A 14,759-nucleotide genomic window follows, 5' to 3' on the forward strand; every position below is an offset into this window, starting at 1 on the left:
GATTTGAATCTTACAAATCCATTTTATCAACACGATGTCAGCATCGTAAGGGTACATGAATTGGGGAAAATACTACTTTTATTGGATTGTCTCCTCGGAATGAGCGATCGTTCTTCGGTATTGACCCGGGCTAGTTCCTTCAAGCGAACGAAACACTTTCACAAAATATTTCGCCGTTTGATAACCGACTTGTTCAGCAATATCAGCAATCGCAAGTCTTGTTGTAGACAGTAATTCCTTAGCTCTTTGCACCCTTTTTCTCGTCAAATAATCGCTAAACGTAAGCCCCGTCTGCTCCTTAAAGAGCACGCTGAGATAGCTTGCATTCATATGCAAATGGTCTGCTGTATCGCGCATAGTGAGCGGCTTCTGCAAATTGTCTTTTAAATACTGAATCGCTTCTTGCACCTGCGGGCTGTAGCTGTCTTCTTCCTGCGCAATATCCAGCAGCTTCGGGTCCATTAGCTTCTCCATGCGCTCAATCCGGTGTTTGCTTTCTTCTCTTTTCATAGCAAGCTCTACCGCTTTAATAAGTTTAGTCTTATCCAAAGGCTTGAGCAGATATTCGACCACACCAAACTGCAGCGCCTTCTGCGCGTAATCAAATTCAGGGTGACCCGAAATAATGATGACGACAGGAGGTTGCGGCAGCTGCTCGTTTATTCGCTCCACTAAATCGAGCCCTCCGATTTCAGGCATGCGTATATCGGTGATTAGCAAATTCGCCTCGTTAAGCGTAAGCCACTCCAACGCTTCTATTCCATTGGACGCGATCTCTATCCGATATTGTCCAGCCGACCATGCTTCAAGCACTTTGCGTACGCCTTCCCTCGTTCTCGGTTCATCATCCACGATCAGTATGGTTTTCAATTGGAATTCCCCTTCCATGTTCATTCGGTATCTCAAAGGCGACGGTTGTGCCACTGCCGATCTCGCTCTTAATTTCCAAGCCTTTGGTTTCCAAATGATAATAAAGCAGCAATCTTCGTTCCACATTGCTTATGCCAACCCCAGTTCCTTTGGAGGAAGTTTGATGCTGACCTTTATCCATTGCTGCGTACAAAGCCCGAATTTTCTCCTCATCCATGCCTGGTCCATTATCCGTCACAGCAATGCGAGTATAACCCGTCCGCTCAGACGGCTCGACCCGAACAACAACGGTGCCTGCCCCAATTCGCTGTTCAACGCCGTGCAGAATCGCATTTTCCACGAGCGGTTGAATAAGAAGCTTAGGAATCGGCACGCTGCGGCAATTTTCTTCCGATTCAACCTTCCATGCCAGTCTATCAATCATGCGCATATCCATTATTTTTAAATACCGCTGCGCATGCTCAAGCTCATCACCGATCGTTACCCATTCATCCTCATCCGCGTGTGAAATGACATATCGGAACAACCCAGACATCGCAATAACAACATCCGCCAGCTCCTCTTCGCCTTTCTCATCCAGCGCCCAATAAAAGGCTTCCAACGTATTAAACAAAAAATGCGGATTAATTTGCGCTTGCAGCGCCTTCAGCTCCGTCCGGCTTTGAACAATTTCCTTCTGATAAACAACATCAATGAGCTCATTCAAAGAGCCAACCATCTGATTGTACGTATTATTAAGCTCGTTAATTTCCATCGTTTTGGACGTAACCGGTATCGGCTTCAAGGTCCCGAACTTCGCATTGCGCATCACTTTAATCAAATTCAATATCGGGCGAGTAATCATCGTTGATAAAATAAAAGTTAAAATAAGAAATAACATGCCGCCTACTAAAATCGAAACAATAATAACGGTACGCAAAATTGAAATGCCTTCGGCAGCATACTTTATCGGCGTTAAAATAATAATTTTCCAGCCGGTCATTTCCGATTTTTTCTCAATGGCCATGAAACGTTCTCCGTCCAGCGCTACCGTCTCATCCCCTTGATTAAGCATCTTCTCAACGTCTACTTCCTTCGAAAAATCGGAGGTAATCGTCTGATTCTCGGCATCGAATAAACCCATCATTTCGCTGGAATTATTGTCAGCGTTTCCATTCGATTCCGTGAGCTCAAAATATTTTTTATCAATTTGCACCATCAAATACCCTGCATGCGAGAAGGAATGGTCAATAAGCCGAACATGGCGAATCGCAATGATGGAATCGGGGTACCTCGGGTCCATCCCGAACCAGACCAACCTGCCTCTTCCCTTGTCCACAAGGCTGAGCCAGCCCGTAGATACCCGGTTGTCCAAGCTTATATCCGTAAGCGGGAACAGCATCCGATAGTCGGTTGTATACAGCTCCAATGAGCGAATCCCCGTTGCATAAGCTTCTTGCTTTCGTATCTCCTGCTGAAGGGATTGACGTTCTTCAAAGCTGATCTTTCGTCCTTGCACCTCTTGTGCCATCAACCGCTGGATCGTTGCGCTTGTTGCTACCTGCATCGTAAACGTATCGATCTGCCGCAGCAGCACATCCAGCTTGCCTGTCGCTTGAACAGCCGTTTGTTGAATATGTTTTTCCGCATTGTTGCGCAGCAGAACCGAAACTTGATCATACGTAAAAAAGCCGACCGCCCCCAGCACGATAACCATAACGAGCATGAAGCCAAGGAAAATTTGATTACGCAATGTATTCATTTGTCCGAAACGATTCATGCCTACACTCCTTGTCCCATTCATTTCGTTTTTACTATACACAATTAAGATAATAAAAAGAAAGCCCTATCATTTCCACTGCTAATATATTAATTAATTAGATTAATAATCCATTGTTCACTGTAATCAGATATAATGATCATAAGCTTATGGCATATCAGAGTATCTACTTGCTAATCATCTTAGAGAGGGGAATTCCGTTGACCGTTGATTTCCTAGTACGCAATAACGTAAATCTTTTAGGCAAAGGTGAACAAACGATTGTATTTGCTCATGGATTCGGCTGCGATCAAGATATGTGGCGCTACATCGTCCCGAGCTTTAAAGATGATTACCGCATCATCTTGTTTGATTATGTAGGTTCTGGAGAATCACAAATCGATTATTATGAACCCGAAAAATATAGTAGTTTACATGGTTATGCGCAAGATGTCATTGAAATTATGGATACGCTGCATGTAAAGGATGCTATATTTGTTGGCCACTCCGTTAGCAGTATGATTGGGATGCTTGCATCCATTCACAATACGGAATATTTTAAACACATCATTATGCTTGGTCCTTCTCCGCGTTATGTAAACGACCTTCCTGATTATTATGGAGGTTTCCATAGGCATGAAATCGATGAATTGCTTCATATGATGCAAATGAATTTTATTGGCTGGGCGAGCTACCTTGCGCCAATCGTCATGCAAAACCCAGATCGCAAAGAATTAACTAGCGAATTGGAAAAATGCTTTTGCTCTAGAGATCCCCATATTGCAAGGCAATTTGCTGAGGTAACTTTTTTATCCGATTGTCGCGCTGATCTCATTCATGCAACCGTCCCTACCCTCATTCTTCAATGTTCTGACGACAGCATTGCTCCTATTGAGGTTGGCGACTATTTGCATGCTCATCTTAAAAACAGTACTCTTCAGCATATGCTAGCAAAAGGCCATTACCCGCACTTAAGTCATCCCGAAGAGACGACGCAATTGATCAAACAATATCTATCCAACAACTAGAACTTGAAGAGAGGCAGTCGTTACATGGATACCCAGTTAAATTATGCCCCCTGTGGATTTTTCACTATTTCAAGTACAGGGGTAATTCTAGAGGTCAATCAAACGCTGTTAAACATGCTTGGTTTTGACCGACAGGAACTGCTGAACCAACATCTTGAAACCACTATGTCTCTTACGAACAAACTGTTTTTTCATACCTATTTTTATCCGTATATCCAGCTGTATGGGCATGTGAATGAAATGTACTTCTCGTTTAAAACGAGAGACCAGCTTGATGTGCCTGTACTGCTAAACGGTATTCGTCACGAACGAGATGGCGAAATTGTCATTGATTGTGTCGTTGTGGAAATGCGCAAACGCATTGAACATGAGAACGATATCCTGCAAACCAAAACAAAGCTGGAGGAGCTTTATCGGGCAACCAATGAAGCGAACAAAAAGCTTGAACTTCTACATGAAGAATATGAAAGCAAACAATCGCAATTGCTAATTTTGAACCACCAGTTGGAAAAGCTAGCCTCAACCGATCCTTTAACAGGGCTCAAAAACCGAAGGTTTTTTCAAGAGAGCTTGCTCGCGTATATCGCATTATTTCAACAAACTGAGCTGCCATTTTCCCTTTTAATTATCGATATTGATCGTTTTAAAAGCATTAACGATACCTATGGGCATCCGGTCGGTGATTTGGTTCTTACAGAGCTGGCACAATTACTCGTATCCGCGTCAAGAGAAGACGACATTGTGGCTCGATTTGGAGGAGAGGAATTCGTCATTATTATTCCTAATACCAACCAGGAGAATGCCATATTAGCAGCCGAAAGGTATCGCAGCAAGACTGAAACAGCTCATTGGGGAGAATATCATGTGACGGTTAGTATTGGCGCAGCAACGATTACGCAGGAGGATACCGATCAATCCTTGCTTCAAAAAGCTGATCAAGCGCTCTACAACTCCAAAAAAAGCGGGAGAAACCAGGTCACACACTACTCCAATTTGGAGGAGGGCTAATCGCTTGTTCCCCTTTTTGAAAACAAGAAATAGACCGAGAACCACATTTCCGAATGGTTTCGGTCTATTTTGATTTCTAATTTTCATATCGTTCGATTCATATAATAATAAAAAAGCCCATCCCTTAATTCTGCTTCCTTCTCAAAATGCAGCCTATTCAGCAGTTGAATGGATTTTTCATTTTGCTGTTCCACGGTGGCTTCGATCATCGATAAACCCATCTGTTCAAATCCAAACGCTATTACAGGGAGCAGCGCTTCTTGCATTAGCCCCATTCCCCAGTATTCCTTGGCTAAATCAAATCCTATCTCTGCTTTAGGCTGCTCTCCTTGAACCCAGCAATGGAAACCGCAAGTTCCAACGAGTCTATGATCCTTTTTACTGAAAATCCCCCATCGGCAGCCCTTATCATCGATGTGATATTGAATAATCTCTTTGGCCTCGTTTAAATCTTCACATGGGTTTATATCCATAAATCTGGTCACATTTTCATCCGAAAAATGCTTATAAATTGCTTCAGAATCTTCTAAAGTCAAAATAGAAAGCCTCAAACGTTCTGTCTCTAGTTCAGGAAATACAAAATCATAAGCAGTCAATTCACAACACCTCCGCTCAGCTAACCCTTTTACAAAAAGTGATCATACTCTATTCGCATTCTATATAAATTCAAAATTCGAACTTGTTCCTCACCTAATTGTTCATGATTCCAATACATATGCATCAGGTTGTATTCAAACAGCTGTTTCAATTTCAAAAAAAGAGGCAATGTGTCTACCATCTCCGGAGATAGATTGTGCTCTTCTCTATACCCATCAAGGAGAGCTTCTGTAATGGACTGTCGATAGTCCTTTATGTTCCCTCCGCCTGAGAATGAGAATTCCATAGCAGAATAGATGGGCACAGCTAAATCAAAAATATTAAAATGTTTTTCACAATCTTGGAAATCAATCATCGTAATTTCAGAGCCGTCCACTAAGATGTTTTCTAGCCATAAATCACCGTGGATCAGTCCGTAGTTTGAATTATTTTTAGGTAAACCCTTAATCTTTGTTAAAAGATGATCCGCCATTTCTCGTATCACTGTTTCTTCCTTCGGGATATGTGTGAGAAAATCATATTCCTTGTTTTCATACCAATCCTTAAGATGTGCCGTAGACTCACGATAGGATTGGGTTACACGATGCATCTTACCTATTTGTTTTCCAACCTTTTTAAGTACGGATGTGTTCCACTCCGCCCGTGGCAAATGAATGCCCGCCGCAGCTTTATATACAACGGCCAGCTTTTCTTCATCCAGCATGATCTTTTCAATATATTGATGATTAGAGGAGCGGACAGCTTCAGAAGCGCCAACGCCTTGATGGCATAAAAAATTCGTCCAGCTCACTTCTTCTGACTGCTCTTGATAGGTTTTATAGTTCGTTATTCGAACAAAAAAGGTGCCCTGCTCTGCAAGACAACGATAGATTTCATTGGTTACCGTCTCCACCTTATAACAACCAATAGAATAAGCTCTTTTAAGAAATTTCAATATTTGTTCTTCCATATTTGTATCCGCCTCGTTATAGATAGTTATCTCAACCACTTCTTTAGTTTACCATTTATAAACATGGGGCTCCGATAAAATACAATTATACTTGTTCTTGGCATGGCCGAAACACTCTTATTGCAGCTATTTTCTATAATTTATAGTGCGTGAGCGGCTAGAAGCAGGCGATTCGCAGGTGACTGCGCTTGTACGCCAAGCAGGGCAATATTTTGGCTACGCTTTAACTAACCTGCTTCATCTCTATAATCCAGATGTCATCGTGGTTGGCGGCAGTACTCCGACATATAAGGGCTATATGGAAGCTGCCAAGGCTGCTCTTGAAGAATGAATTGTTGAAGTGCTGCAACCTAACAGAACCTAAGATTCATAACCGTGTCATCGCCTTTGGCGCTAGAGCTTGGATAAGGAAGCTTACACAATAACCATATTTGCGTAGCTTTATTTATTCATAAAGAACAGAAAAGCCGGACACCATTCGATTGAATGATGTCCGGCCTTCTTATAGCTGCTCCTTATGTTGCTTCCCGCAAAAAAGAGCACCAGCATGGTGCTCTTTTCATTCAAAATACACCTTATAATGTCGAGGCGGCCTGGCCAACTAACGACGTCAGTTGATCATAATCAACTGTATTCCCCTGTTTAAGCTTAATGGTTTTCCGTTCAGGAGGACCGTCAAACAATGGCTCCGGAAACGAGAGCTCACTTGCGTTAAAGATCGTAAAGCTCACCGCATCCTTCGAAGTTGAAATAACGGCAGCGTATTTTCCATTTTTCAAAAAATGAGGTTTCTTATACTGAATGCGCTCCTGAACGTCTGGGATAGCTCCATGAACAAGCTTGCGCAGCTCAGAACTCAGCTCCACTTGCCAAGGCTCTTTTATCGCTGCGATAAAATCTGTTACTTCTTGATTCATATGATATTTCTCCTTTGTAATTGAAATTCTACCTGACTCTATCATTACGTCGAACGAGGATTAACAAAATCGACAGCTTCATGAAAAAACTCAACTTTTATTTAGGATGTCAATTTGGTCTCTCAAATCCGCTTCCAGTGCCATCATTCTTGAGCCTTGCAGCAAATTCGTATCATCAAGAAGCAAGCGGAGCTCAATTTCACCCTCACCGCCGTAGGCTGGGTTTGGCATACGCAGCGCAAATGCAATGGCTTCTTCCTCCGATTTCACATCAATCAGCGTAAATCCCGCAATTATTCCTTTTGCCTCCGCAAAAGGACCGACTACAACATTTGGCTTTTCTCCGTATTCGGAATACGTGATCCGCAGTCCGCTCGAGCTGGGCTGCAGACCTTCAGCAGCTAAGAGCACACCAGCCTCAGCAAGAGATTCATTGAACGAAGCCATCTCATCCATAAGCTGTCGATCGGGCTTTACACCAGCTTCAGATTGCTTGGTTGCTTTAACAATCAACATATATCGCATGTATATTTCCTCCCTATCGGTTGAGAACGGGGTGATTTCAAACCATCCTCTACTTCAGCAACGAATGGGGAGCTTCATAATCGACATGATCGTTATGTTTCATGACATTCATTTTCTTTATCCGCTTCTAAAGACAAGCACTCGGCAGCACGATTCAGCAGAAGCTCGCGCTCGCGAGCGTTACGTGTCAACGAAGCAGCACGCTCAAACTCTGTGCGCGCCTCATCCATACGGCCCAATTTAACCAGAAGATCACCACGGACGCTCGGCAGCAAATGATAGTCTTTTAACGATGCTGCGGACGTGAGCTCATCAACAATTTGAAGGCCGAACGCAGGACCGAAAGCCATTGCAATCGCTACCGCCCGATTTAATTCTACGATAGGAGACGGCATGACGCGCGACAAAGCTTCATATAAAGCGGCAATACGCGCCCAATCGGTCTCCGATGCCATCCGAGCTTTAGCATGGCACGCCGTAATCGCAGCTTGAAGCGCGTAAGGACCAAGCGGACGGCCGAGCTTTTGCGCTCGCTCAAGAGCGGTTAAGCCTCGGCGGATGAGCAGCTGATCCCATAAACCGCGGTTTTGATCCATCAGAAGAATCGGTTCACCCGCAGCATTTACCCGTGTTTTGAAGCGTGACGATTGGATTTCCATTAAAGCAACCAAACCATGTACTTCAGGCTCGGCGGGTGCAATTTCCGCAAGGATACGCCCTAGCCTTAGCGCTTCCTGACAGAGCAGCGGTCGAAACCAGCTGCCGCCGGAAGTCGCCGTATACCCCTCATTAAACATTAAATAGATTACTTCGAGTACAGTAGAGAGTCGTTCCTTGAGCTCATCGCCTACAGGAACCTCGAAACCAACTCGCAAGCTGCTTAATGTACGTTTCGCTCGAACAATCCGCTGTGCAATAGTCGACTCTGCTACAAGATAAGCATGTGCGATTTCATCCGTGGTCAGTCCTCCGAGCAAGCGCAGCGTCAAAGCTACTCTCGCCTCCTGAGATAGAGCAGGATGACATGTTGTGAAAATCAAGCGCAGGAGATCATCTCCGACCTCTCCGTCCATCGCAATATGAATATCTTCCTCGGTATATAAGACAGTTCCCCGTCCAAACTCTTCATATTTCTGGTCCCGCAGCTTGCTCCTCCTAATCATATCAATCGCACGGCGTTTCGCTGCAGTCATAAGCCATGCTCCTGGATTATCCGGAATTCCGCTTTCCGGCCACTTCTCTAGTGCAATAATAAGCGCATCCTGTGCAAGGTCTTCCGCAAGGCCGACGTCGCGAACCATCCGCGCCAACCCGGCTATAAGCTTAGCTGATTCAATACGCCAGATCGCATCAATTGTACGATGGACTGCAGACTGGCTCACGATTTTTTAGGCCTCTCCATCTGTTCTCGAAGCGCGGCTTCCATAGCCAGCGTTTCCGGGTTTTGTGTCAACTCCATCGCATCAAGCACCTGCCGCAGCTCAATTTCACCCTCGCCATTACCATGGGGATCTGGCATCCTCATCGCCCATTCAATGGCTTCTTCCCTAGAATTAACTTCAATAAGCGTATACCCTGCTATAATTTCTTTGGCCTCAGTGAATGGACCGTCTATTACTTTCGGTTTTTCACCGGGATTTGGATAAGAAATGCGTATGCCGTTCGAGCTTGCTTGGAGCCCGTCCGCTGCGAGCAGCACGCCAGCCTTAGCCAATTCTTCATTGTAACGAAGCATCGCTTCGAGAAGCTCCTGACTTGGCATAACTCCTGCCTCGGAATCTTTCGTGCCCTTGACGATCATCATAAATCGCATATGTATTCCCTCCTGATTTTGTAATAGAGTCTCTGTTATTGTTTTTACTCAGCCGATAATTTCGTCCTTATTTAAACGACGAATACCATTGTTCAAATTCGACTTAGCGAGTTAAAATGATGTCTATTAATTGCTCATGTTGTCCCGCTCCAGTTCATATCCGTTATTTATTCTTCATCCATAGATAAAACTCCTTTATGAAGCAAGTGTAGTGTATACGTCATGAAGCAAAATAAAAACCTCTATGTCCGCCGCCTTCTGCAAAAGAGAAGAAGCGAGGCAAATAGAGGCTCTCGTATTTGTTAGCATATGTAATTTTATGCTTTTAACAATTAATCACATCAACAGTTTAAGTGGACGCCTTGCTTTCCATCTCCCTTATATTAATGCCTTTATTTCACGCAGCATCTCACCTGCAAATGCCGCTAAAAGCTCACGGTCAAACGATTGTTTCCCTGTAACTCCGGCGTACTCGTCTAGACACTTTCCAATCAAGTCCCGATACTCTTTTGGAAGAGCTTTGACGCCCCATTCTCCTCCTTCTTTTTTGGACGATATATTTCCTTCTCTCAGGTAGAACAGCACTCTACACAGGTTCAAGGTAACATACATCGGTTGATCCATAATGTCTTCCGAAGCCCCTTTAATATCATGATAAATGGACGCTAGAAAATACGTTTTATCGATAGGCTCATATAGCTCCTTAAGCGGCTTGCCATATAAGGTAATTCCGCGATAATAAGCGACAACCAGCTGCGATGCAAAATCATGATCCTCGTACCCGCCGCAAACATAGTTTTCATCTGAGCGATATCTCTCCTTGTGGAAGTCAGAATAATGCATTTCACAGGGCGTAGGATAGACGAAGGAACTCAGGTGCGATTCCAAAACCATACTAAACTCCATACCTCTAGCATTTGGCATTTCATCATCCAGCGCCAGCACTAACCTAGCCGTCCTCTTTTTGTTTTCCTCGGTCAAACTCTCTTTGATCACAACGATAAAATCGATATCGCTTCTTTGGGGATGAAAGCATCCCATAGCCAATGAACCGTGCAAATAAATGCCCGACAAATTGTCGCCGAGCTCCCCTTTAAACAAAGAAACGATTTTATCCAAGTACAGCTGCATGCTTTTGCCTCCCCCAACTCATCTGTCCGCATTATTAAATCTAAACACTATTTTGTGACCGTCAAATGTCATGCCAACCGCTTCTTCAAAATGGTTCTTTGTGTAGCTTGATACTGTTTTTCTCCAAAATTTTTGCCCTGTTATATTTTGCTCCATCGGGTTTGTAAAGAGCTCCCACTGGCCTTTGAACATCTCAAATACTTGCGTCGCGGCCTTTTGTGCAACACCTTTCCCTCTGAATGGCTGCAATAGAAAGAAATCATTCACAAAATAATTGACCCCTTTTGCACAATGAGGAGGTGTAGCAATAAGCATAAAGCCCGCAGGAATGTCATCGACCCTTATTAGGAAAGGGTACAAACAGTCAGGCTTTTCCCACCAAATATTCTGAACATCATATTGCTCCGTTAATGTTCTACAATCGTTATTATCCTCGAAAATACCATGGCTGTTCGGCATATGTCCGTAATGCCCAGATAGATCGTGCAAATAAAGAGGATATACATTTTTTATGATATAAGCTTCATCTGGAGCAGCCAGTTTCACTTCTATTTTCATCATCTATCCCACTCTCAATCTTTATTTTCAAAAGAAGCTATATTTCAAACTTATACCAGTATGCGGCTGCAAGCAAGGTACAGTTTAATTGTAACTAATCTACACGTTTTTTCGGTGCAGCCTCTTCTAGAAACAAAAAAACGGTTCAGCAAAGACTAAAATCGTCTTCACTGAACCGGAACAAATTAAATTTACAGCTGTACGGTTGCTTTTATTTCACTTGCCTTAATAATAGCATCTAAAATCTCTTGATTGCGGTAGCCATCCATAAAGCCGGCAATGCCGTCCGGAATGCTTCCTTCAAGCAATGCCGTAAAATCAGCATACTGCGTCACTTTACAACTTGCAGGAACTTCGACAACCACTCTCGCAAGTTGACCAGGAGCCTCCTCACGAATCCAAATCAACTCATTCGGATTTAGCGTTGAAGCATGGAGCGTGCCTAAATCTCCATATATGGATACTTCGTGCTGATTGCCCGATCCAATCGCATTGCGAGTCGTTTGGAAGACGCCCATTATACCGCCCTCCATACGAGCCTGGAAGCTTGCAAAGTCATCCACCTCGATGGTAACCATGTTGCCGCTCGCTGGATCTTGCCGCTGCGGAATAATGGTATGCAGCTGTGCCGACAGCTCTTCGAATTCCCCAAATAGAAACCGTGCCATATCGATCATATGCGAGCCCAAATCGCCAAGCGTCCCCGTGCCGGTAATATCTTTGTTAAAACGCCAGATATAAGGGACATTATTTGGCGCTGCGCCCCATCCCTGCAAATATTGGACACTAAAGCTGCGAACCGATCCGATTTTACCCTCGCGCACATGCTGCCGTACGTAACGGAATGCAGGTGTATAACGGTAGGTGAACGCCATCATTGCTGGAATGGGCTGCTTTTCATACAACTCAAGCAGTGACTCGGCTTCCTCAAACATGCGGGTAAAAGGCTTCTCCGCCATGAATGGTTTCCGTGCTTGCAGGCAAGCCCGAATAATGTCAGCATGAACGTTGTTCGGCGTAACGGACACTACGGCATCCACATCCGCATCCTCAATTAGATGGTTATAGTCCAAGTAACGCTTGCCCTCAGCAACATCAAGCTGGTCGCCCACCTTGGCTAACGCTTCTTCATACACATCGCTTACCGCAATAATCTCAAAGCGGCCTTCCGCTTTCATCCACCGAATATGCTCCTGAGCCATTCCGCCCAAACCTATCAAGCCGATACGAAATTTTCTCATATTTCGGTTACCTCTCTCGAGTAAGGCTTGGATTTAATAGGCTCCAGCGGAGCTGCATTGCCATAAACAGGCTCAGCCGTTTGACTTGGCACTGCCCATCGCACGCCGTTCTCGATCACCTTCTGGATTTCTTTATTGTAATAGGTCGGATAGGTCTCATGCCCCGGACGGAAGTAAAAGACCTTCCCTTGTCCGCGGTGGTAAGTAACGCCGCTGCGGAACACTTCGCCGCCTTCAAACCAAGAAACAAAAACCAGCTGGTCTGGAGTCGGAATATTAAAATGCTCACCGTACATCTCTTCCTGCTGCAGCTCGATGTATTCGCCAAGGCCTGACGCAATTGGATGGGCCGGGTCAATGACCCAAATCCGTTCCTTTTCATCCGCCTCGCGCCATTTCAGCTGTCCTGTCGGTGTGCCAAGCAGCTTGCTGAAAATTTTCGAAGCATGCCCTGAATGCAGAACGATAAGCCCCATTCCTTTCAGCACCCGCTGATACACCTTGTCAACGATACTGTCCTCGACCTCATGATGCGCCAAATGCCCCCACCAAATTAATACATCCGTCTGATTTAATACCTGCTCCGTTAGTCCATGCTCCGGCTCATCGAGCGTAGCTGTTCCGACTTCAAAGCCTGCTTTCGTCAGGAAGTCTGCAATAGCGCCATGAATGCCGTTCGGATAAATGCCACCTACAACCGGATTGTTTTTCTCATGACGATTTTCATTCCATACCGTTACTCTCACCATTACGTACGAGCTCCTTTACAACAGTTACTTAACACTTGTGTAGCGTTTGTAGGCATCACTGCGAATCTCAACCAATCGTTTAAGTCCCATACCGTTCAGCTGTTTAATATACGCGTCCCACTCTTGATCGATGTTTCCTTTTATAATCCATTTTGCACGGTTCGTTTTGACGTAGCTGTCAATATCCGTAGTAAGCGTTGGAAGCTCTTTGAATTCTTCTACGTTGTACATAACATTCGGGAATGGCGTCGTTACATATTCACTTACGAGCTTGTCGATTGCCAGCTTCAGCCCGTCGCCTGTCGTTTCATCCAAAACGATATTTTTCTCAAAGCTTGGGCTTACATATTTTGGACCAAAATCACGGACCGATTGATCCCAGTACCAAGCATCCGCGCTTGTGCCTTCTGGAGGATTCATCAGCGCATAGCTGCCATCGCCTTTTTTATCAATAACGGTACCGATTGCGCCCCAGAAATTTTGAATGCTTGCTTCATTTGTGTAGAACTGATCCGCCCAGCGCGCAGCGACTTCCGGATTTTCACTGAATGTCGTAATCAGCATTTCATTGCGTCTTAAGCTTAATCCAACAGGATCGCCGGTTTGATAACGTTTGCCATCTGGACCAGCAATGGACGGAATAGCTGCATATTCATCCTTCCACTTTCCGAAGACAGCATCCGGTATCCATTGATTCGAGAAGCCGATCATAGCTGCATCTGGATTTTGCTGTTTAGCAGAAGACATGGTATTGTCCTGGGTGAACAGCTCCTGATCGATCAACCCTTCTGAATACAATTTATGCGTCCATTTCAGCGCTTCTTTATATTCGTTCGAAGTCGGATAGAAAACGGGCTCGCCGTCCTTGAGCATCATGCTGTTGCCGTTCAAATCTGTTATGCCAAATGGGTTTAGAAAATCCATGCTAATATCTACCGAGCCGCTAAAAGGAATTTCATCCGCTTTCCCGTTTTGGTTCGGGTCTTTTTCTTTGAATGCTTTGAACACATTGTACAGATCTTCAATGTTATTAGGGACTTCAAGGCCGAGACGATCGAGCCACGCTTTATTGATTACAGGCTGCATCGTCGAGAGAGGACGTGATGGCAGCCTAGCAGGCAAAGAATAAATTTTGCCGTCTGGGAATGTGCTGATTTGCTTCAGCTCTGGCGTTTCGTCCATTGCCGCTTTCAAGTTCGGCATATATTTGTCGATATAGTCATCGAGCGGGCGGAAATAGCTTAAGTTGTTGACGATATCGGAATCCGAGAAGGCGTTGTCTCCAAAAATAATATCAGGAAGCTTGCCGCTCGCCAGCATGATCGATTTTTGCTCGGCCCAGTCATTGGAGGACATGACCTGCCAGTTTATTTTAACGTTCGTTGCTTTTTCAAGGTCCTGCAGCCATTTATTATTTTTGAATGTATCTCCCATATTGCCCCAGCGCACAGTCAACACATCCAGTGTGATTGGCGCCGTTACGATCGGCAGCCCTTCTGAGCTGAATTCGGAGCCTGCTTGGGCAGGTTCCTTCTCCGTTTTGCCAGAAGCGCAGCCTATAAGACTGATTAACATGCTTAAGCTTAGAACTAGTGCAATGAACAATTTTTTCTTCATTTGAAGTTCCCCCTAGTA

Annotated in this window: 16 protein-coding genes; 3 read left to right on the plus strand and 13 right to left on the minus strand. The window is 44.6% G+C overall.

Going from position 1 to position 14,759, the window contains the following annotated elements:
• Positions 1 to 78: 78 nt before the first annotated feature.
• Together AC1DM9_RS24625 and AC1DM9_RS24630 are read right to left on the minus strand one after the other, a co-directional pair.
• Complete coding sequence (locus AC1DM9_RS24625) at positions 79 to 870, minus strand: response regulator transcription factor (protein WP_477510223.1); 792 nt, start codon at positions 868 to 870, stop codon at positions 79 to 81.
• Positions 845 to 2,629 (minus strand): sensor histidine kinase, encoded by a 1,785-nt coding sequence (locus AC1DM9_RS24630; RefSeq protein ID WP_477582698.1) that lies wholly within the window; start codon positions 2,627 to 2,629, stop codon positions 845 to 847. Before AC1DM9_RS24630 ends, AC1DM9_RS24625 begins: the two co-directional genes overlap by 26 nt.
• Before the next feature lie 200 nt (positions 2,630 to 2,829).
• On the opposite strand from AC1DM9_RS24630, the gene AC1DM9_RS24635 reads away from it, so the two are divergent.
• Together AC1DM9_RS24635 and AC1DM9_RS24640 are read left to right on the plus strand one after the other, a co-directional pair.
• Positions 2,830 to 3,636 (plus strand): alpha/beta fold hydrolase, encoded by an 807-nt coding sequence (locus AC1DM9_RS24635; protein ID WP_477510221.1) that lies wholly within the window; start codon positions 2,830 to 2,832, stop codon positions 3,634 to 3,636.
• A 24-nt stretch (positions 3,637 to 3,660) separates the two neighbouring features.
• A complete protein-coding gene (locus AC1DM9_RS24640) occupies positions 3,661 to 4,644 on the plus strand; it encodes a sensor domain-containing diguanylate cyclase (RefSeq protein WP_477582700.1) in 984 nt (327 codons plus the stop codon).
• An 83-nt stretch (positions 4,645 to 4,727) separates the two neighbouring features.
• On the opposite strand, the gene AC1DM9_RS24645 is transcribed toward AC1DM9_RS24640, so the two are convergent.
• A complete protein-coding gene (locus tag AC1DM9_RS24645; RefSeq protein WP_477582702.1) occupies positions 4,728 to 5,240 on the minus strand; it encodes a GNAT family N-acetyltransferase in 513 nt (170 codons plus the stop codon).
• A gap of 29 nt (positions 5,241 to 5,269) precedes the next feature.
• Positions 5,270 to 6,190 carry a phosphotransferase enzyme family protein gene (locus tag AC1DM9_RS24650; protein WP_477582704.1) on the minus strand — a complete coding sequence of 307 codons (921 nt, stop codon included), beginning with the start codon at positions 6,188 to 6,190 and terminating at the stop codon, positions 5,270 to 5,272.
• A gap of 145 nt (positions 6,191 to 6,335) precedes the next feature.
• On the opposite strand from AC1DM9_RS24650, the gene AC1DM9_RS24655 reads away from it, so the two are divergent.
• Positions 6,336 to 6,521, plus strand: a complete 186-nt coding sequence (locus AC1DM9_RS24655) for an ROK family protein (RefSeq protein ID WP_441878761.1) — start codon at positions 6,336 to 6,338, stop codon at positions 6,519 to 6,521.
• A 244-nt stretch (positions 6,522 to 6,765) separates the two neighbouring features.
• Here the strand turns inward: AC1DM9_RS24655 and AC1DM9_RS24660 are convergent, their stop codons facing one another.
• From AC1DM9_RS24660 to AC1DM9_RS24700, 9 genes are all read right to left on the minus strand, one after another.
• A complete protein-coding gene (locus tag AC1DM9_RS24660; RefSeq protein WP_076268722.1) occupies positions 6,766 to 7,107 on the minus strand; it encodes a DUF1801 domain-containing protein in 342 nt (113 codons plus the stop codon).
• A gap of 90 nt (positions 7,108 to 7,197) precedes the next feature.
• Entirely contained in the window at positions 7,198 to 7,632 is a 435-nt protein-coding gene (locus AC1DM9_RS24665; protein ID WP_477582706.1) for a YciI family protein, read from the minus strand.
• A gap of 92 nt (positions 7,633 to 7,724) precedes the next feature.
• Positions 7,725 to 9,014, minus strand: a complete 1,290-nt coding sequence (locus tag AC1DM9_RS24670; RefSeq protein WP_477582708.1) for an RNA polymerase sigma factor — start codon at positions 9,012 to 9,014, stop codon at positions 7,725 to 7,727.
• Complete coding sequence (locus AC1DM9_RS24675) at positions 9,011 to 9,445, minus strand: YciI family protein (protein ID WP_477582710.1); 435 nt, start codon at positions 9,443 to 9,445, stop codon at positions 9,011 to 9,013. The genes AC1DM9_RS24670 and AC1DM9_RS24675 overlap by 4 nt, the downstream gene beginning before the upstream one ends.
• 378 nt (positions 9,446 to 9,823) lie before the next feature.
• Positions 9,824 to 10,576: an aminoglycoside adenylyltransferase domain-containing protein gene (locus AC1DM9_RS24680; RefSeq protein ID WP_477582712.1), complete on the minus strand. Its 753-nt coding sequence runs from the start codon at positions 10,574 to 10,576 to the stop codon at positions 9,824 to 9,826.
• Positions 10,577 to 10,594: 18 nt separating this feature from the next.
• Positions 10,595 to 11,137, minus strand: a complete 543-nt coding sequence (locus AC1DM9_RS24685; RefSeq protein WP_477582714.1) for a GNAT family N-acetyltransferase — start codon at positions 11,135 to 11,137, stop codon at positions 10,595 to 10,597.
• 188 nt (positions 11,138 to 11,325) lie between these two features.
• Positions 11,326 to 12,375: a Gfo/Idh/MocA family protein gene (locus AC1DM9_RS24690; protein WP_477582716.1), complete on the minus strand. Its 1,050-nt coding sequence runs from the start codon at positions 12,373 to 12,375 to the stop codon at positions 11,326 to 11,328.
• The gene (locus tag AC1DM9_RS24695; RefSeq protein WP_441878773.1) at positions 12,372 to 13,124 is read right to left on the minus strand and encodes a ThuA domain-containing protein; all 753 of its coding nucleotides are present in this window, start codon (positions 13,122 to 13,124) and stop codon (positions 12,372 to 12,374) included. The genes AC1DM9_RS24690 and AC1DM9_RS24695 overlap by 4 nt, the downstream gene beginning before the upstream one ends.
• A gap of 24 nt (positions 13,125 to 13,148) precedes the next feature.
• Positions 13,149 to 14,741, minus strand: a complete 1,593-nt coding sequence (locus AC1DM9_RS24700) for an extracellular solute-binding protein (RefSeq protein WP_477582718.1) — start codon at positions 14,739 to 14,741, stop codon at positions 13,149 to 13,151.
• Positions 14,742 to 14,759: the final 18 nt, after the last annotated feature.

This window comes from Paenibacillus sp. 01T431, from assembly GCF_056398625.1.

Bases quoted from the DNA above. Each gene is read 5' to 3' on its own strand.
- AC1DM9_RS24630 (WP_477582698.1), bottom strand. From the start codon at position 2,629: ATGAATCGTTTCGGACAAATGAATACATTGCGTAATCAAATTTTCCTT.
- AC1DM9_RS24640 (WP_477582700.1), top strand. From the start codon at position 3,661: ATGGATACCCAGTTAAATTATGCCCCCTGTGGATTTTTCACTATTTCA.
- AC1DM9_RS24650 (WP_477582704.1), bottom strand. From the start codon at position 6,190: ATGGAAGAACAAATATTGAAATTTCTTAAAAGAGCTTATTCTATTGGT.
- AC1DM9_RS24660 (WP_076268722.1), bottom strand. From the start codon at position 7,107: ATGAATCAAGAAGTAACAGATTTTATCGCAGCGATAAAAGAGCCTTGG.
- AC1DM9_RS24665 (WP_477582706.1), bottom strand. From the start codon at position 7,632: ATGCGATATATGTTGATTGTTAAAGCAACCAAGCAATCTGAAGCTGGT.
- AC1DM9_RS24675 (WP_477582710.1), bottom strand. From the start codon at position 9,445: ATGCGATTTATGATGATCGTCAAGGGCACGAAAGATTCCGAGGCAGGA.
- AC1DM9_RS24680 (WP_477582712.1), bottom strand. From the start codon at position 10,576: ATGCAGCTGTACTTGGATAAAATCGTTTCTTTGTTTAAAGGGGAGCTC.
- AC1DM9_RS24685 (WP_477582714.1), bottom strand. From the start codon at position 11,137: ATGATGAAAATAGAAGTGAAACTGGCTGCTCCAGATGAAGCTTATATC.
- AC1DM9_RS24690 (WP_477582716.1), bottom strand. From the start codon at position 12,375: ATGAGAAAATTTCGTATCGGCTTGATAGGTTTGGGCGGAATGGCTCAG.
- AC1DM9_RS24695 (WP_441878773.1), bottom strand. From the start codon at position 13,124: ATGGTGAGAGTAACGGTATGGAATGAAAATCGTCATGAGAAAAACAAT.
- AC1DM9_RS24700 (WP_477582718.1), bottom strand. From the start codon at position 14,741: ATGAAGAAAAAATTGTTCATTGCACTAGTTCTAAGCTTAAGCATGTTA.